At 59.8% G+C, this 17,178-nt stretch carries 15 protein-coding genes and 1 pseudogene; all 16 read right to left on the minus strand.

Translation table 11 applies throughout. The annotated features are described in order from the left end of the window. Positions 1-177: pseudogene (locus NA637_RS20610) on the minus strand (acyltransferase family protein); the annotation flags it as partial. Positions 178-219: 42 nt separating this feature from the next. Next, on the minus strand, positions 220-1,218 hold the full coding sequence (locus tag NA637_RS20615) for a glycosyltransferase (protein WP_256074438.1): 999 nt from the start codon (positions 1,216-1,218) through the stop codon (positions 220-222). Positions 1,219-1,342: 124 nt separating this feature from the next. Then, positions 1,343-1,567, minus strand: a complete 225-nt coding sequence (locus NA637_RS20620) for a hypothetical protein (RefSeq protein ID WP_256074439.1) — start codon at positions 1,565-1,567, stop codon at positions 1,343-1,345. Positions 1,568-1,590: 23 nt separating this feature from the next. Then, positions 1,591-1,917 (minus strand): hypothetical protein, encoded by a 327-nt coding sequence (locus NA637_RS20625; RefSeq protein WP_256074440.1) that lies wholly within the window; start codon positions 1,915-1,917, stop codon positions 1,591-1,593. A gap of 33 nt (positions 1,918-1,950) precedes the next feature. Continuing rightward, positions 1,951-3,168 (minus strand): glycosyltransferase family 4 protein, encoded by a 1,218-nt coding sequence (locus tag NA637_RS20630; RefSeq protein ID WP_256074441.1) that lies wholly within the window; start codon positions 3,166-3,168, stop codon positions 1,951-1,953. 138 nt (positions 3,169-3,306) lie between these two features. Continuing rightward, positions 3,307-4,425, minus strand: a complete 1,119-nt coding sequence (locus NA637_RS20635) for a glycosyltransferase family 4 protein (protein ID WP_256074442.1) — start codon at positions 4,423-4,425, stop codon at positions 3,307-3,309. Positions 4,426-4,441: 16 nt separating this feature from the next. Further along, positions 4,442-5,779 (minus strand): hypothetical protein, encoded by a 1,338-nt coding sequence (locus NA637_RS20640; RefSeq protein ID WP_256074443.1) that lies wholly within the window; start codon positions 5,777-5,779, stop codon positions 4,442-4,444. Positions 5,780-5,819: 40 nt separating this feature from the next. Next, positions 5,820-7,094, minus strand: coding sequence for a hypothetical protein (locus NA637_RS20645; RefSeq protein WP_256074444.1), 1,275 nt, complete (start codon positions 7,092-7,094; stop codon positions 5,820-5,822). Next, positions 7,039-8,298: a glycosyltransferase family 4 protein gene (locus NA637_RS20650; RefSeq protein ID WP_256074445.1), complete on the minus strand. Its 1,260-nt coding sequence runs from the start codon at positions 8,296-8,298 to the stop codon at positions 7,039-7,041. Before NA637_RS20650 ends, NA637_RS20645 begins: the two co-directional genes overlap by 56 nt. Before the next feature lie 20 nt (positions 8,299-8,318). Continuing rightward, positions 8,319-8,846, minus strand: coding sequence for a transcription/translation regulatory transformer protein RfaH (rfaH, locus tag NA637_RS20655; protein ID WP_256074449.1), 528 nt, complete (start codon positions 8,844-8,846; stop codon positions 8,319-8,321). Between the two features lie 47 nt (positions 8,847-8,893). Further along, positions 8,894-9,637, minus strand: coding sequence for a WbqC family protein (locus tag NA637_RS20660; RefSeq protein WP_256074450.1), 744 nt, complete (start codon positions 9,635-9,637; stop codon positions 8,894-8,896). A gap of 20 nt (positions 9,638-9,657) precedes the next feature. Beyond that, positions 9,658-11,868, minus strand: a complete 2,211-nt coding sequence (locus NA637_RS20665; protein WP_256074452.1) for a polysaccharide biosynthesis tyrosine autokinase — start codon at positions 11,866-11,868, stop codon at positions 9,658-9,660. A 64-nt stretch (positions 11,869-11,932) separates the two neighbouring features. Then, entirely contained in the window at positions 11,933-12,862 is a 930-nt protein-coding gene (locus NA637_RS20670; protein WP_256074454.1) for a glycosyltransferase family 2 protein, read from the minus strand. A gap of 1 nt (position 12,863) precedes the next feature. Further along, positions 12,864-14,390 (minus strand): lipopolysaccharide biosynthesis protein, encoded by a 1,527-nt coding sequence (locus NA637_RS20675; protein WP_256074456.1) that lies wholly within the window; start codon positions 14,388-14,390, stop codon positions 12,864-12,866. Positions 14,391-14,412: 22 nt separating this feature from the next. Beyond that, the gene (locus NA637_RS20680; protein ID WP_256074457.1) at positions 14,413-15,594 is read right to left on the minus strand and encodes a DegT/DnrJ/EryC1/StrS family aminotransferase; all 1,182 of its coding nucleotides are present in this window, start codon (positions 15,592-15,594) and stop codon (positions 14,413-14,415) included. Between the two features lie 60 nt (positions 15,595-15,654). Further along, a complete protein-coding gene (locus tag NA637_RS20685) occupies positions 15,655-16,428 on the minus strand; it encodes a hypothetical protein (RefSeq protein ID WP_423836754.1) in 774 nt (257 codons plus the stop codon). Positions 16,429-17,178: the final 750 nt, after the last annotated feature.

Here is a 17,178-nt window from a genome sequence, read left to right on the forward strand (position 1 = left end):
GAAGAATAGATTCACCGCGATGTCGGCCGTATCCATGGAACCGGTGAACAGCCGCACCGGTTCGACAGCGCCCAGTCCGGACAGCCAGTAACAATGGCCAAGCACCACGGCGGACGCAGCGAAGAACCGCAGAAAGTCAAAGTTGTTTTCGTCGCGTTGCACCGATGCGATATCCATGCGGGTCTCCTCATCAGGTCCAGAACACTCGGGTGGGCCGAGTCAACGCAGTGGGAAGGTCTTGTTCATGCCCAATGCACCGCTCTCGCCGTCATGGATGGCCTGCTCGAGAAGCGCCAGGCGCGCCCGGCTGTTACGCAAGCGGGCAAAGAGGCGCAACAGGGTGAGAAAGACCGCCCGGTTGAGCCAGTGAAGCCGGGGCGAAGCGGCCCAGACGTTTTTGTCGAACCATGCTTGATTGCGCGCGGTGTAGTAGGCGCGGAAATCGGATTCACCAAGCAGGAAGGTTTCGTAGATGTTGCTGGTGCGCGCCTTGATGTTCCAGGACTGCTCCAGCTCCTCGATCACGGCTTCGGTAAAGAGAAACAGCTTTCCACCGCTGGCGGTAATACGCCGGGTGTACTCGGTATCGTCAACGTAGAGGACCAGTTCCTTGAGCGGCAGACCTATCCGTTCATACAGGCTTCGATGGGCGAGCATGCCGCCGTAGGGGGCGAAGGGCAGGCTGATGCTCGTGGGTGGCCTACTGGGCCGCTTGCCCCAGGGCAGCCGACGCCAGATCTTGTAGGGCAGCTGGGCGATATGAAAGCCGAAGTAGCTGGAGCGCGGTTGGCGGATGTACCGCGCAGGCACGCCTTGCGCAACGTCGGCTTGTTGCGTTGCCCGATAGCCCAGCACCGCGACCCGATCCTTGCCGAGCAGGCCAGTGAGGCGCGCAAGCTCGCGGTGCAGAATCGACACCGCGGCAGCCGTGGGTGCGTTGTCGTCGTCCATCATCCAGATGTAATCGGCATCCGTAGCCAAGGCGGCCTGGAGGCCCACCGCGTAGCCATTGGCCGAACCGGTGTTCTCTGTCAGCTCGATCAGACGGACCTGGTCCGGCCAGCGCTCCGTCAACTGATCGAGGGGGGCCAGCGCCGCGTTGCTTACCACCACCACATCGCTGATGGCGGTAAAGCTCAGGGCCCGTTCGATCAATTGCTGGAGATAGGGCAGCCGGTCGCCGTAGGTCACGGTAACCACAGTGGTTTTCCAAGTCATGGTTGTCTCGACGTGAAACCTGAGGATGCCCGCTACCTTGATAGCGTGGCTCATCTGGCAAGGCCCTTGCGGCGATGCAGTGTGAGCGATAGCGGGAACTCGTTGAGCCTGGTCTACAGTTGAATCAACCGATCTTGCCGGATGCGTTGCCGATTGCTGAGTACGGTCCATCGGCCGATCGATCGGCGGAAGAAGGGCTATCGTCCTCTGCGGTAAAGAACGCGTGGAAGACACTGATCAATGGGTTATTAGCGGGCATGCCGGCGATTGCCGGTGCCTGGAATATTTCCGTATAGGAATACCCATCCGCATACACCAGCGTTTGCTTGGTTTGGTCTGCACTGTCCATGGCGTCTCCAAATAGGTCGCGGGTTAAAACGAGTAACGAATGCTTTCGCCTGAGCGGATGTACCGGCTGCCGGACAGCGGCTTGGCCAAGCGAATCGGGACAGGCGATCGTGTTTCGGCGTGGTTGACGCCGATGCATGGACTAATGCTCTGGCGTGACCCGAGGTTGTGAATGTTTTTTCCGGTCGCACAGTGGGACCAGGCCTGCGCAGTACTTTCATACTCGTGCAGGTGCTGCTCATCGTATGCTGAGGCGGATTTGTAGCTGGCGTTTGTCGTGCCACTGATCAGCAGCGCGAGGCTTAATGCCGAAAGGGTCTGGATGCGTTGTGCCGCGGTGGTTGTGTTCATCCTTGAAGCCTCGCAATGGGAATGAGGGCTCGGTCAGGCGTGCTTCATCGGTACAGCCGTCGGGTAAACCTGAGCCACGCTCAGAGGGGTTGCCGTTGGTCGACGCAACAGCGTGTCCTGCCCATGAAGCAACGAAACCTCTCGAACCCTAGTATCAACGAACGCCTTGATCTCCTGCCTGAATCGTTCGGTTGAAAATCGCTCTGCGCTTGTGCGGCAGGTCTCGGGCAGGATCAGATGCGCTTGTGCCTCGAATTGCCCCACAGCGGCGATCAGTGATTCCGGCGTCTGTTCGGTATAGAACACGCCCGTCGGCTCGGGGTGGTCGATTCCTCGTACCGTTTCCAGTACTCCGCCTCTGCCATAGGCGATAACGGGCGTGCCGCATGCCTGGGCTTCGATGGGTGCGATGCCGAAGTCTTCTTCCGCTGCAAAGACGAAGGCGCGGGCACGTTGCATGTAATGCAGCAGCACCGCGAAGCTCTGATAACCCATCAGCGTTACGTTCGACGTGGCGAGCTCCCTGGCCTTTTCCATCTCAGGTCCGCTGCCGATCACGATCAGCTTCTTGTCCGGCATCCGCGAAAACGCCTCGACGATCATCGGGATGCGCTTGTAAGGCACCATTCGCGAGGCGGTCAGGTAGTAATCCTCCTTCTCCGCGTGGAGCGTGAACTGGCGCGTGTCGACCGGCGGATAGATCACCGTGGATTCGCGTCGGTAGCTCTTGTTGATGCGCCGGCCAATGAAGTGCGAGTTGGCGACGAAGTCATCCACGCCGCTGGCGGTGCGCTGATCCCACATGCGCAAGTAGTGCAGAAGCATGCGCGCCAGCTTGGCCTTGAAGCCATGGTCCAGACTTGCTTCGTGCAGGTACTGATGTTGCAGATCCCAGGCATAACGGATCGGCGAGTGTACGTAGCTGATATGCAATTGGTTGGGGCCGGTCAACACGCCCTTGGCGACGGCGTGACTGCTGGAAATCACCAGATCATAAGCCGACATGTCCAACTGCTCGATGGCCAGTGGCATCAACGGCAAATACTTCTGGTAGTGCGTCTTCGCTTTCGGCAGTTGCTGAATGAAGGTCGTGGTGGCGCGCTTGCCGCCGAGGTTGGCGCGGTCCTCGTCGGAGAGGAAGTCGATCACGGAATACAGGTCGGCTTCCGGCCAGACGTCCAGCAATCCGGAAAGCACCCTCTCGGCACCGGCGTAGGTCACTAGCCAGTCATGAATGATGGCGATTTTCATTGCGATGGCCTTTTTTTTAGGTTGGGGAGTGGCGGCCGTCACCTCAGTTGCCGTGACGGAAATCGCAGTCGCAGCCGAAGGCTGTACCCGTCGGCTGGGTGCAGTCGGGACAGTCAGGTTGTGGACCCGGGCCTCGGGCTAGTGCTTTGGCTGGCTGAATGGCAGCGAATTGACGCCCGCAGCATTGGCATTTCGCGCTCCACTGAACGCCTGGTCGATAAGCCTGGAAACCTGACGAGCCGAGGTGCTCCAGCAATAGCGCGCGACGTTGGTCTTGCCTCGTCGCCGCAGGTCCTGACGTAAGGCGGCGTCCTTGAGGATTCGCTGCATGCTCTGTGCGATGTCCTCGACGTTCAGGGGGTCGAAGTACAGTGCACTGTCGCCCAGAACCTCCGGAACAGATGCGGCGCGCGCAGCGATGACTGGGCAACCGCAGGCCTGGGCTTCGAGCGGCGGGATGCCGAACCCTTCATACAGCGAAGGAAACACGAAGGCAGTCGCCCCCTGGTAGGCCTCGACCAGTTCCTTATCGGTTAGCCTGCCAAGCATGCGAATGCGCCGACTGCCTGGCACGTCGTGAAGGCTGCCCGAGAAGATCCGGTTCGAGTCGCCAATGATGCGTAGCTCGGCTTCATCCCGACCTTCCATGCGCAGGAATGCCGCCACCATACGGGCGAGATTCTTGTGTGCACTGAGTGACGACACCGCCAGCAGGTAAGGCGCCGCCCCGCGTGGGCACTGCTCTGCGCAAAACGGCTGGAAACGCCCGTCCACGGCGTTCGGCACGACACATATGCTGCTTGCCGGATAGCCGTAATGACTCGCTATTTCCTTTCTGGAAAAGTCGCTGACGGTGATCAAGGCTTTGATTCGTCCAAGCAATAACGGGGTCAGGTTTCGGTACATGGCGCTGAACGTCCTGGAATAACTTTCCGGGTGCCTGATGTAGGTGATGTCGTGGTGCGTTGCGATCTGGTTGCCGTAGAACAGCGGGGCGGTGTTGCACAGCGAGACCAGGGGGGGATGGCCGTTGCGAGCCAGCCATAGGGGCAGATCCAGCTGCTCCCATGCATGCCCTCGGTGTCGGCCAATACGTCGGACCTGCAATTGTGCCGCGCTTTCGTGCAGGCGTATGTCGTCGGGCGCGACGAAGACCAGGTCGTCGCGCAGGTCCTTAAGCTGCAGGGAAATCTGTTCAGCGAACCGCTGTACGCCCCGCATGTCCTGAGTCAGGAAGCGAGCATTGATCACGATCATCTTGAGTGCCTTCTGTTCAACGAGTCGAGATGGGTTTCGAGGGCTCGGATCCGTCCGAAGCAGGCCCGAGGCTGAGGATTTTCGGAAACCCGCTGAGTTCGACACGGGCGGCGCAGTGATCCGCGTTGCTCGGGCATTGCCAGGCGATAGCGGTGGTCCATCCCTTGTCGGGCTGAGCGGTATCCAGCAGTTTCAGGTTGCTGGCCGACTTGCCTGCCGAGGTGATGGTGACGGGGCGGGTCTGGTCTGTCGTACTCCAGGCCACCAGAAGCTGTTCTTCGTCGTTGCCGAAGCGCAGCAGAACGCTGTTTCGGGATTCCTCGACCCGTCCCAGGAACTGGTAATCCTTGATGATCGGACTGATCGCTTCGAGCACCCGGTACGCAGGTTTTGGCGAGTAGTCCTGCCTGAGAAGGCCGAAGTTGTGTTCCCGTTCGCGCTTGTCGGTGCCGTCGTTGCGAAAGTCGTACCACCAGTACCCGCGCACGTTGGGTAATGTCCTGGCGAGGAAAAAACTCCGTGCCAGATAGGCTGCCTGTAGGGTTTCGTCGATGCCGCAGGCACCCTGATGCGCAGGCCAGGCCATTTCGGTCAGGTAAAGCGGCACCGGCTGATTGGCGGCACGGGACAGTTCCATGTCGACTCCGGCGAGCCATTCGATCCAGGCTTCCGGTGTGTTTTCCCCGCGACGACGGCAATGGACATAGGGGTGCAACGAGAGGCCATCGACCGATTGCATGATTCCGGCCTCGATCAGGCGCAGCGCGAAACCGGACTCGATGCCCTTCGTCGTCACTGCACCGGCCAGTACCTTGGCGTCCGGGTCATGCTGGCGGATGATGCCCGCCGCATCGGTGATCAGCCGGGCGTAGTCCTCAGTGAACTGCGGATCGACCGGATCCTCGACGTCCCATTCGTTCCAGATCTCGTAGTGCTTGATGCGGCCGCGAAACTGCTCGGCGGTGAACGCCACGTAGCGATTGAACGCGGTGCGTACCGGTTCGCTGCGGGGCTTCTCGCCGTCGCCGTGAAAGCGATTGCCGTAGCCAAGAATGAACAGGCTGTCGATCCCCTGCGCTTGGTTGCCGGCAAGATACTGAGGCCAGTGCGGTTCCACCTTGAGCTGATCGCGCTTGCGCTCGAGGAAGGCCCAGTGCGCATCGGTGCGCACGGACTCGATGCCAGCTTGTTTCAACATCAGCACGCCCTTGCTGGTGCTGTCGCGCAGGTGCAGATCATGCGAGCAGACCCCCAGGATGAACGGGTCCTCCGCTGGCTGTGCCGGTGCCTGCATGGCCAGGACGGACACAGCGGTGGCAAGCGCCAAACGGTGCAATGGATGGCAATATTTCATGGCCGGTCGTCCCTGGTTGTTCGCTTGTCGAGTTCAAGGCCTAGCGCGTTGACACGGCAGCAATCGGGGGGTGACGCTCGCGCGGCGTCAGGGCATGTGCGACGGCCATGCCGAGGAAAAGAGTGGCCGTGGTGACTTCCAGTACGTCGGTTGCCCAGCCAATCAGGATGGTGCAGAAAACGATCCCCAGCAGCGCGTCGCGAATGCGCGGGCCATGGTCATGCAGGCGCAGCAGCAGCGGAAAAAACAACAGATACAGCAGCACGCCGAATACGCCGAGCATTCCCCATAGATACAGCGCGGTGTTATCGGCGATGCTCAGCAATTCCAGCCAGGCCAATGGAAAGGCTGCCGCGCTGCTGCCTACTGCACCGAAACCCGCGCCCCACCAGCCCCAACCTTCATTGGTCACGACGTCGATGAAATTCGGCCAGCTGTGAATCAATCGGTCATTGAAGGACGCCAGCAGGCCGGCGCTATAGGCCTCGCTTTGTGGAATGTTCAATAGCAGGCTGGCGATGGGCAATGCCATCCCGGTCAGCACGGCTATGAAAAATGCCGTGGCGCTGGGCAGGCGATAGCCGGCCAGAAACAGCATCATCAGGGTCAGCAGGTAAGCCGCCGCGGTGGACTTGTTGGTCGTCAGAAAGATGGCGCCGAAGGCCACCGGGTACAGCGCCACCCGTAACAGCCGCGACCGCAGGAACGCCGCCAGGAACAAGCTGTACAAGGCGATCATCACGGCCAGGTTGGTCGACATTCTGGCGAACCCGGCGAGCCGGTCGGTACTGCCGAAGGCCCATGATTTGTTAGCGGTCAGCTCGACATCGCCCATCATGTAGCTATAGCCCTTCCACGGCACGCTGGTGAACATGTCCAGCGCAATACCGAGCAGGGAGGCGACCAGGCACAGGCCGATTACCCAGCTGAGCAGGCGGGTCCTCTGTTCCAGGTAGCCACCGCAGAACAAGCCGAACAGCAGCGGAATGTAAATGAACAGACTGAAGCCGACATTGCCGAGGGTGGCGCCGTGCAGCAGCGCGAACAGGCTCGAGACCAGCACGGCAAACAGCACCAGCCACACGCCGGGTTTGCTTTGCGTCCTGGGTAATTCCAGCGCAACCGCGGCGACGCAGGCCAGCTTTGGCAGGTAGAGCAGGGCGGACACGCCGGCAACATCCAGGTAGTAGCGAAGTGCGCCGGCAAAGGTTTCGCTGATCAGCAGCGAGGCCGCGATCAGCGTGAGCACGGTGGGTTTGTCAATCGCCAGCGGTCTCGACCTGCGGTGCGAAATGGTCAGCGAACTCGGGTTCATCGTGGGCGCTCCGGCCGTGCAGCGTGGAATACAGGATCGACTGGTACTGATCGAGCATTCGTTCCGTATCTAACAAGGTGGCGACGCTATCGCGTGCCTGGCTGGACAATCGATGGCGCAGGCCGCTGTCCAGATAGAGCTTGAGGATGGCCCTGCCGAGGGAGTCGCGATCGGTCGGCGTGCACAACAAGCCATTCAGGTTGTCCCGGATGATCTCCGGCAGGCCGCCCATGTTCGTGGCGATGACGGGCAGATGTTGTGCGCAGGCCTCGACCGCCACCAGCCCGAAAGGCTCAGCCCAGATTGACGGTACGACCAGTACATCGATCCCCTGCATGAAGCGTTCTGATGGCTGATAGCCCGCGAACCTCACCTTGGAAGGGTCGGCCAGCTCGTTGAGCTTCGCTTCGTAATCCAACTTGCCGCGACCGGCGATTTCCAGCGTGGCGTTGATGGACAGCGCCTGGAACTGCTCGATCAGCCAGCCCACCCCCTTGTTTTCAGACAGTGTGCCGATGTAACCGAAGCGCAGCAGGCCGCTGTGACGCGGGCGTGGCTTGCCCGAGCGGCTGCTGCTGGAGTCGACGCAGTTGTGCACCACATGCCGACTGGCCCGGCTGAAGTAGCCTTCGGCCGCTATTCGATCGAGGACGAAACGACTCACACCGATGACCGCCGCGACCTGAGCCGACGCAGCAGCGTGCGGCTGGCGAAAGGCCGAACACATGCCGCACTGGCGCTCGCAGCTACGGCCCTTGCTGAACATGGTGTCCTTGGGGCAAAGCAGATAAAGGTCGTGCAGCACCTGAACGATCGGCAGCCCGGCCGCGCTGATCGCATCCCAGGCCGATATCGACCACCCGGTGAGGTTGTTGCACACCACAACGTCAGGCCGTTCATGCTCGATGACCTGGCGCACATGCCGCCGCATGCTGCGGTTGTAACGGTCTCGATAGTGCCAACCGAGCCGCAACAGTCGGCAGGGACGCGACTGGGTGAAATGCCAGTAAAAGTTATCCAGCCCGGCTCGGTAGATCCGCACGCCGTCGAGCTCTTCTTCGTGCAGCCCGTCCTCTGGTCCGGTCGCCAGCACGACGGTGTCGCAGCCGCGACGTTGCAGCCCTTCGGCAATCTGGCGGACAACGATTTCGGCGCCGCCGCCGATATGGGGCGCATACAAACTGTGTAGAACGAGAACTTTCATGGTGTCCCCTCGATGATCCGTCAATCCGCTCGACAGGCCCACGCCAGGCCAGGATGGGCGGTGATGCTGCAGAGGTAGCGCGTGGGCACACGGACCTTTTGTTCACGCTGCAACAGGTTCAGCAGGATCACCGAACGCTTCTCGCCGTCGGCGCTGACGAAGATCGCCTCGAGCTCGTTGAAGCTGCCGCCATGCAGCTGCACCTTTTCGCCAGGTTCGAACTGCGGTTTCTGGGGCGGGGCCGCCAGGCGTTGGCGCAGCTGCTCGATCAGCTCGTCTCTGACCGGTGTCGGCTCGCTACCGAAGGCCACCACGCGGGCGACGCCGCGGGTGGAGCGGATCGGATACCAGTTATCCAGCTGCCGATCGAGACGGATGAACAGGTAGCCCGGAAAGAGCGCTTCGTCCGCCTTTCCGTTCCCTGCGGCGTTTGACTTTACTGGCCGGTAGCACTCGAAGTGCTGACGTCGAAGGTTGTCTTCGGCGCGGCTTTCCTGACGGGGTTTGGTCTGGATCAGGTACCAGCGAGCGCTGCTGAGCGAGGTCATATGAACTGCCTTCCGTAGTGAAAATTTCAATGTCCGTTCTGTCGAGGTCATGCGCCTTGCAACGTGGCCGACTGCTCTATTCCCTCGACCAGAGAAAAGCGTTTGAGCAGTGCCTGCGCTTCGCTTCGGCTGTTGAACATCAATACGTCGATGATCGACAGCGAGGGCACGAAGGGCTGGCTGAACTGCGGGTAGCTCAAGTCATCCATCTTCAGGAAACGCAGGGCCAACCCGTGCGACCTGAAATAGGCGGGACAGTAGAGTGCCGTGCCGCCAATGGGGTTGATGTACAGCTCGGCGTTCATCTTGTGGGCGATGGTGACGACGCGTTCCTGCTTGTCCATGCGTGCCGGCAAGCCCAACTCCGAGCCGATGCGGATCGGCGTTGCGATCTGCAGATAGGCGCAGATCCGCCGGATGGAGTTCTCGATGAAGCGCGCCAGGTTGCGTTCCGGATGAGCCAGAATCTGGCGCACCAGCATTATCACCTCGGCCTTGTGTGGCGCGCGTGAGTAGCCCAGCTCCAGCGTTTTCAACAGTTTCTGAGCTTCCTGCTCGAACTCGTCGCATAGCCAGCGCTGGTTGATCGGGGAGAACTGGCTGGCTTTGCGCAACGGGAAGGTGACCAGTTTTGGCTGCCCGTTCGCCAGCACTCGGTTGCGGTTAATCCAGGCGCCCTTGACGTACTGGAGGTCGTCGCCCAGGACAAAGACATCGCTGCGCGCGATCAGCTGGAAATAGCCAAGGTAGGGGAACAGGTAGGGCTGAATCATCGAAACGGTTCTGAGCACGGGCTTATCCCTCGCGTGTGTCAGGCTTTTTGAGAGTAGCTGTAGTAACCGTAGGCGCCGGTCTCATAGGCGGAGCTCGAAGCCCTGCGTTTGACGCCGTTGAGGATGGCGCCCTTGAGCAGTACGCCGTTCTGCGCCAAGCGTCGCTTGGAGGCTTCGACCTGGCCGGCGGTGCTCAGCCCATAACGGGCCACCAACAGGCAGGTGCCAGCCTGTTGCGCAACCAGGACGGCATCCGTTACCGCCAACACCGGTGGCGTATCGACGATCACGAAGTCGTACTCACGCTCGGCTTCCTTCAGCAACCGGGCGAAGTTCTCGTGCATCAGGAGTTCCGAGGGGTTGGGCGCGCAATGCCCGCTAGCGATGAAATGCAGGTTGGCCTGATCGGTCTTGTTGACTACGGCGGCGAGTTGCAAACCGCTGGCCAGGGCGTCGGACAAACCGTTGCGTGGCGCCAGGCCGAACATGCCGGCCAGGTAGCCGCGCCGCATGTCGGCATCGATCAGCAGCACGCGCTGACCGGCCTGGGCGATGACCGAGGCCAGATTGCTGGCGACGAAGGATTTGCCCACCGAGGAGGTCGGGCTGGTGATGACCAGCACCTGATTGCGCGCCTCGAGCATGGCGAATTTGAGGCTGGTGCGCAGGCTGCGGAGAGATTCGATCGCCAGGTCGGCCGGATCGGCGCGACCCAGCAGCTTGCTGCGGCCATCGCGGATTTTGCGCAATCGGTACAGGTGCTCCTGTTTCGCCGAAAAGGGCAGCGCCGCATACACGGGTGTACCCAGATGTTCGATGGTTTCGGGGCTTTCGATACCGCGATAGAACACCTGTCGCAGCAAGATCACCATCGCCGACACCAGCAGCCCGACGAAGATCGCAACCAGTACCACCAGGGGCTTGATGGGCTTGGCCGGCTTCTCCACCACTGCGTAGGCGCTGTCGATGATGCGCACGTTGCCGATGGTGCCCGCACGCAGGATGTCCTGCTCCTGTGCCTTGTCCAGCAGCAGCGTGTAGGTGCGCGTGGTGACCTGCATGTCGCGGTTCAGGCGCAACAGTTCCTGCTGCGTCATCGGCAATGTGTCGATTTTCCCCATCAGCGCGGCTTTCTGCGCCTGCAACTGGCCGATCTTCTTCATCAGCGTCTGGTAGGTCGGGTGTTCCGGGGTGTAGAGCTGGTTGTACTCAGCGCGCTTGAGGTTATGCTCGGAGATCTGTGATTCCAGCGCGACGATCTGATCGAGCACGCCCTTGGTCTCGATGCTGATGTCCACCGACTGGGCGCTGGTCTGATAGTCGTTGAGGGCGGCTTCGGCCTTTTCCAGCTCCTTGCGCACCAGCGGCACCTGGGACCGCAGAAACTCCAGACGCTGCGCCGCTTCGGCGGAGCTGCGTTCGATGTTCTGCCGCACGTACAGGCGGCTGATCTTGTCCAGCACCCGATTGGCCTTTTCCGAATCCGGGTCTTCCAGCGTGAGATAGATAATTCCCGAGTCCTTGCCGGCTTCACCCACTTTCAGGCGTTTCTGGTAGTCCAGTGCAGTGGTTTGCGGGCGGCTGCGCACGACGATGAACTCGGTACCGGGACGGGCCTTGAGTTCGGCGATCTGTACCCGAAACCCGTCGTGCTGCACGGCTTGATTGACCTTGCCGCTCAGCAGCATTTTCTCATCGGCGTCGTAGAGGTTGAATGAACCCGCAGGGCCCGCGCGCAGCAGCAGTTTTTCGCCGAGGTAGGCTTGCGGCACGTCCAGCTGGAAGATCTCCAGCTTCTCTCCGCCCCAGGCGTAGCTGTCCATCCCCAGCAAGGGTGCAGCGAGCTCGCCGTCTTCCTCAGGATCGTGCTGGCGCGCCAGGTAGCTGCCAAGCAGCGGGACGTACTTGGGCCGCGCATTGATGTACAGCTTCAGGTCGTTGACCGTGCTGCCCAGCACCGCACGGGATTTGATCAGTTCTATTTCGGTGATCGCCTGGGACACCGAGTTCGGCCGGGGCACGGCTTCTGGAATGCCGGTGATGCCGGCCTTCTTCGGCTCGATCTGGATCATCGCGGTGGCTTCGTAGATGGGCGTGGCGACGATGGCATAGGCAACGCCGAGCAGCGCGAAGAGGGTGGTGAGGATGAAAATAAGACGCTTGTGATCGAACGCCACGCGCAGAATGCGCGCCAGATCGATCCGGTTATCACCGTCGTAGTCCAGCGAAGAGCGGGCCATTGCAGTCATTGCGGGTTCCTTCCTTGAGTGTTGCGCCATCGGTGCAGCAGCGGGCGTGACGGCCAGATGTTCGTCAGACACCTGGGGTCAGCCTGCGCAAAAGATTGATGCTGATGTTCTGGAAGACCTGGCCCAGGGCCTGGAGCTTGCTGAGCGGGGAGATCGACGCGAGTGCCTGAGCGAACACCTGGACCATGAAATACTCGTAAAGCGACGGATCGCCGATGCGCTGGTAGTAACGAGCGAGGTTGTAATAGGCGTGCGTGGTCATCTGGATGCGTTGCTTGCTGCTGCGCATCGAGAAGATGCCGCCTTCGTGCACCCGGTAGGCCGCGGGCTTGATCGCTTCGATGAACTTGCCCTTGCCATGAGCACCAAGTAACGACCACCAACAGATGTCCAGAACCTCGACACCGTGCAGCTCCGGCGGCAGCTCATGCAGCAGATTGCGAAAGCAGACGGTCAGGGTCGAAATCGGCCGCGCCTGTTTCAGCTGTAGAGCGCTCGCGTCCTTCCGATATTTGCCGGCCAGGTGGGGGCTGCGGACGACGCCCTGACTGTTGAACATGAATGCGTCGTGATAGGTCATCACGTAGTCGCGATGTGTTTCGAGGAAGTCCACCTGTAGCTGCAGCTTGCGTGGGTCCGTCCAGTAGTCATCCCCTTCGCAATAGGCGATGTACCTGCCGTGGGCCTGAGCGAACAGTTGCGTGCTGAACGGCAACCCTAGGCGGTACTGGTTCTCCCGCTGATAGATCGGCTTGATCAGGTTCGGGTAGCGCGCGGCGTATTCACGGATGATGGCTGCGGTGCTGTCGGTGGAGGCGTCGTCATGGACGATCACCTCGAAAGGGAAGTCGGTTTGCTGCCGGATGAATCCTTCCAGGGTTTCCTTTATGAACGCCGCATGGTTGTAGGCCAGGCAGATGATGCTCAGCAGGGGAGATCGTTGATCGCCCCAGGTTGCCATGACGTCCTGTTCGGTTCTCGATTGGCTATCCATATCAGACGCTCGACTTGGTCATCATTACGTAAAGCCGCATTACCACCGGCCTGGAGGTGAAGGTCACCAGCGTCAGGCAGATCAGTCCGCTGACGGCCAGCCCTAGAAGAATGTCGAATCGGTTTTCGCTGGCGATGGTGGCGAACACCGGTTCGCCGATCAGCAGACCCAGGCCGGTCATGGCCGTGATACGCAACAGATCTTGCAGCCAGGGTCGATGCAGGCGGGCACCGAAGCGCTTGTGCACCATCGACGGCCAGATCAGAAAAGTCAGCATGCGTAACCCGAACCAGGCCAGCGCTGCGCCGTACACGCCATGCTCAAGGGTTGCGTAAATGACCACGGGGATGCTCAGCACTGCACTGACCAAGCTGAACCACACATGCAGGCGCAGTTGACCGTAGGCGTACTGCAGATAGAACTGAAAGGCGGTGACGGCCATGATCGCGCTGCCGACCACGTACCAGGGCAGTATCTGGCGGCTCCATTGCGCTGCCTCTGCGTCACCGGTCCAGGCGAAAACCAGATCGGCGGCATGAAACGCGATCACTCCCGCCAAAGGAAACAATAGGCTGCAGACGAACCGGGTCGCGTTCAGGTAGAGCGCCTGCATATCGGCGATGCGGTCTTCGGCGACGAGCATCGTCATCCGCGGCAGCAGCGTCTGCACCAGTGGATTGGTCAGCGTCATGATGCCGGTCGCCATCAGCGCGACCAGCGAGAAATAGCCGTACTCTTTAAGCGGTAGCACGTTGGACAGCAGCACCTTGTCCAGCTGCGTCAGGACGATCCACAGCACCGAGGTCAGCGAAATGCCAGCGGCGAAGGGCAGAACCGGCTTGACCACTGCCCAGTTGAAGCCGGTCAGCCGCTTCGCGTTGGGCATCAAACTGTATGCCTTGACGGCGAAGATAAGGGTTTCGAGCAGTCCGACAGCGGTCTGGAAGACAAAGAAATCCTGTGGGTTCTGGCTGATGTTGGCCACCAGAAACAGCCCACCGAAATAGCGCAGCGTGGCGACGATGACGTTGGCGCTGTTCAGCCAGGCATGCAGCTCAAGGCCTTGCAGACCACTCTTGTAGAGCGTGGCGTAGAGCTTGAGGCCGACCATCAAGCCCATCAGGCTGATGCAGTGGACGATCGTGGCGCTGCTCAGCTCCTCTGCCTGCAACCATTGCTGAGCGATCCAACCACTGGCGAAATGGATGCTGAGCGCGGTGAGCAGAGCCAACGGCAGGAAAATGAGTTCGAACGAACGCAGCAGTTGTCCCGGTTCGTAGCGTTGCGCCGCGGAGCCGTTACGACCGCGAAAATGCGCTATTTGACGAACCAACGAAGGGGACAGGCCGGCGTCCAGCAGCTGCAGCCAAGCCTGCATCACCGCGAAAAAGCCGATCAGGCCATAGGCCTCCGCTCCCAAATGCCCGAGATAGAAGGGCAGGACAAGAATGCCGATGAGCATGGCGTACGCTTGGCCTGCGTAACTCAGGCCAGTGTTGCGAAGCATCGATAAATTTCGATCGGACATGTCGTCAGCCGTTGCGATTGGATCAGTAAATGCGCTTGTACACAGCGGCCGACAGGCTTGAACGGTCTTCCAGCAATCGACTGGCGGCGACCTGAGCCCAGAAGCGTTCGGTCTGCGGCTGGCTGCGCTGCGATGGCTCGTTCAATAGCGTCTCGATAACCCTGTTCTGGACATGCCGTGGCAGGCCCGGGTAGATCGGCAGGCACAGCACCCGGCGACTCAGGGCGCGGGACTCGGTTTGTGGGATCTGCGGCTGCACATAGCTGAGCGTGTCTAACGAGGGGTAGAAGTAGCGCCTCGGGTTGATCCCCTTGTTCTTGAGCGCCGCCCGGCACCGCAGCAGGTGGTTTTCATCCGTCAGGGCTATCGGGAAGTAACTGTGGTTGCGCTGTGAGTACGGCTGCTGGCGCTGCAAGTCGAAATGATCACCGAGCTGTTGTTCGTAGCGGCTGGCGATTTCCTCGCGCTGCTCCAGAATCAACGCCATGTCGTCGAGGATGCACAGGCCCATTGCGGCGGCAAATTCATTGAGTTTGGCGTTGATACCGATGCCGTCGATGATGTCGGTGTCGACAATGCCGAAGTTGCAGAGCAAGCGAATCCTCTCCGCCAAGGCGTCATCATTGGTGACGATGGCGCCGCCCTCGATGGTGTGGAAGAGCTTGGTAGCATGAAAGCTGAGCGTGCTGATGTCGCCCCAGTTGAATACCGACTGGTCCTTGTAGCGGACGCTGAACGCATGGGCGCCGTCGTAGATCACCTTCAGGCGATGCCGCTGCGCAACCTGCGCGATAGTCTCGACGTCGCACGCATTGCCGAAGACATGGGTGGCCAGGATCGCTTGGGTGTCGGCCTCTATCCTCGCTTCGATCGCCTGGGGATCCAGGTTCCAGGTGGCCTTGTCGATGTCCGCGAATATTGGCCGGACGCCCTCCCACTGCAGCGAGCTGGTGGTGGCGACGAAGCTGAACGGAGTGGTAATGGCGCTGCCGCAGAGATTCAGCGCCCGATAGGCGATCTGCAGCGCCAAGGTCCCGTTGTTGGTCAGGATGATATTCCTGACACCCAGGCAATCGCGCAGCCGCTCCTCCAGCTCAGTCACCAGCGGACCATGATTGGTCAACCAGCCGGATGCGTAGATGCTGTCGACATAGCCCAGGAATTTGGTTTTATTGCCCAGATACGATCTGGTGACATTGATCATCTCGATGTCCTTATCGGTCGTCACGTCGGATAGCGGACGCAAAAAAGTGCGTCTGTGAGATCACGCAGCAGGTTGCGTACCCAGGGCTGTTGCGCGTCGTGCCCGGCGCTGGTTCAGCTGGAGGATCATGCGGGTCGCGAAGCTACCGGCGTGCGGATCGCCATAGTGGAAGATGGCGGTTGCGCGGCGGTGGGAGGGATCGCAGGGTTCGTTCGCGTGCAGTGTGCGGTAGCCCCAGAACAGATAGAGGTTGCCCGGGACAAGTTGAAGCTTTGCGGGGCGCAGAAATTTGTGGCGGATGGCAATGCTGATCAATTTCCGACTCAGTGCGTTCTGCAATAACGCTTTTTCCACCACGTTAATCAGGACATTGGAGCGTATGCGGCGACCATTGGGGAACAGGATGAGATCACCCCGATCGACCCCGTCTTGAGGGATTTCGATGGGCAGCAGTGCGGTGACCAGACTGGCGTCGTAGTGAAAGCAATTGGACTCGCGCCGGCCTGAGGTGCCCTGCACACAACGCAGAACTTTAAGTAGTTCATTGTTATAAGCGGCTTGCCCGGCGCCCGCCTGATAGACACTTGCCAATATATGCCGAAACGCTGGCGAAGCGCCTAGCGCGCCCAATAGACAACTATCTATTTCGCCGCCACCATGATGCGCGAAATAACTGCCGTTATGTTTTTCGGCCTCGATCCGGACGCTTTCTTGAAGCGATGTCAATTGTCCGCTTGATAGGAAGTCGGCAATGCAGGAACTTCCTTTGTTGTTCATTTCGCTGATGATTCGCTGAAGGGCTGGCGCTTCCAGGTTGCGAAAAGATGTATTCACGATGCACTCCAGGACAGATCATACAGTCAAGTAGCTTTTTATTCGGTATTGAGGCAAGTCGAAGGTAATCGATACGGTAATGGCTGTTGCTGGGCGCACTACCGACTAAAAAATATGCGTCCAAGTAGCGCTGCATAGGCTTTCCGCTAACTTAATTCTTTCTGGCAAAGCTACCGCCACCAGCCGCTGAAGCGCTGAAGCGGCCTGGCCCTGTCTGCGTTGTCGTTGAACCAGAGGTGCTGGTTCCGCAGCAGGCTCCAGGCAGAGCTGCCGCACTCGGCTAGCATTCGAGATAAGCATTTAACGTTTTGTTGGCGCAGGCAGCGCATCAACTGCAGCTGGGGGAAACGCCATCCTTGTATCAGAGCAGGACCGCTTCCTAACGGGTTTGCTGATCGAAGTGAGCTGCGGCTGATTACTGTTGATGTAATTAACATTCAGAACCTGACGGCAGTCAAGATCTGAAATAAAAAAATAAGCGGCAAAACAGGGCGCTTTATCTCAATTCATTGATAGCAAAGGGAGTTCTTGCGTTTAATAGACAGGCGCAGGTCGGGGCGACTTATGTGGGCTCAATCTTCGGGACTAATCCGTTTGATCTACGACCATTTGCGCAGTAAATAGATGTACGCTGAAAACTTCTTCATTTATTCCGAAAAATTAAAAGAAGGGGCGGGTTCTATATGCGAGACAAGTGCTTTCCGAGGCAAAACGAACAGCAAAAAAAGGCCACTCAATGAGTGGCCTTTC

Source organism: Stutzerimonas stutzeri (genome assembly GCF_024448935.1).
Lineage (GTDB): Bacteria > Pseudomonadota > Gammaproteobacteria > Pseudomonadales > Pseudomonadaceae > Stutzerimonas > Stutzerimonas stutzeri_AO.

Bases quoted from the DNA above. Each gene is read 5' to 3' on its own strand.
- NA637_RS20615 (WP_256074438.1), bottom strand. From the start codon at position 1,218: ATGACTTGGAAAACCACTGTGGTTACCGTGACCTACGGCGACCGGCTG.
- NA637_RS20675 (WP_256074456.1), bottom strand. From the start codon at position 14,390: ATGTCCGATCGAAATTTATCGATGCTTCGCAACACTGGCCTGAGTTAC.
- NA637_RS20620 (WP_256074439.1), bottom strand. From the start codon at position 1,567: ATGGACAGTGCAGACCAAACCAAGCAAACGCTGGTGTATGCGGATGGG.
- NA637_RS20670 (WP_256074454.1), bottom strand. From the start codon at position 12,862: ATGGATAGCCAATCGAGAACCGAACAGGACGTCATGGCAACCTGGGGC.
- NA637_RS20625 (WP_256074440.1), bottom strand. From the start codon at position 1,917: ATGAACACAACCACCGCGGCACAACGCATCCAGACCCTTTCGGCATTA.
- NA637_RS20635 (WP_256074442.1), bottom strand. From the start codon at position 4,425: ATGATCGTGATCAATGCTCGCTTCCTGACTCAGGACATGCGGGGCGTA.
- NA637_RS20665 (WP_256074452.1), bottom strand. From the start codon at position 11,868: ATGACTGCAATGGCCCGCTCTTCGCTGGACTACGACGGTGATAACCGG.
- NA637_RS20630 (WP_256074441.1), bottom strand. From the start codon at position 3,168: ATGAAAATCGCCATCATTCATGACTGGCTAGTGACCTACGCCGGTGCC.
- NA637_RS20650 (WP_256074445.1), bottom strand. From the start codon at position 8,298: ATGAAAGTTCTCGTTCTACACAGTTTGTATGCGCCCCATATCGGCGGC.
- rfaH (WP_256074449.1), bottom strand. From the start codon at position 8,846: ATGACCTCGCTCAGCAGCGCTCGCTGGTACCTGATCCAGACCAAACCC.
- NA637_RS20645 (WP_256074444.1), bottom strand. From the start codon at position 7,094: ATGAACCCGAGTTCGCTGACCATTTCGCACCGCAGGTCGAGACCGCTG.
- NA637_RS20680 (WP_256074457.1), bottom strand. From the start codon at position 15,594: ATGATCAATGTCACCAGATCGTATCTGGGCAATAAAACCAAATTCCTG.
- NA637_RS20640 (WP_256074443.1), bottom strand. From the start codon at position 5,779: ATGAAATATTGCCATCCATTGCACCGTTTGGCGCTTGCCACCGCTGTG.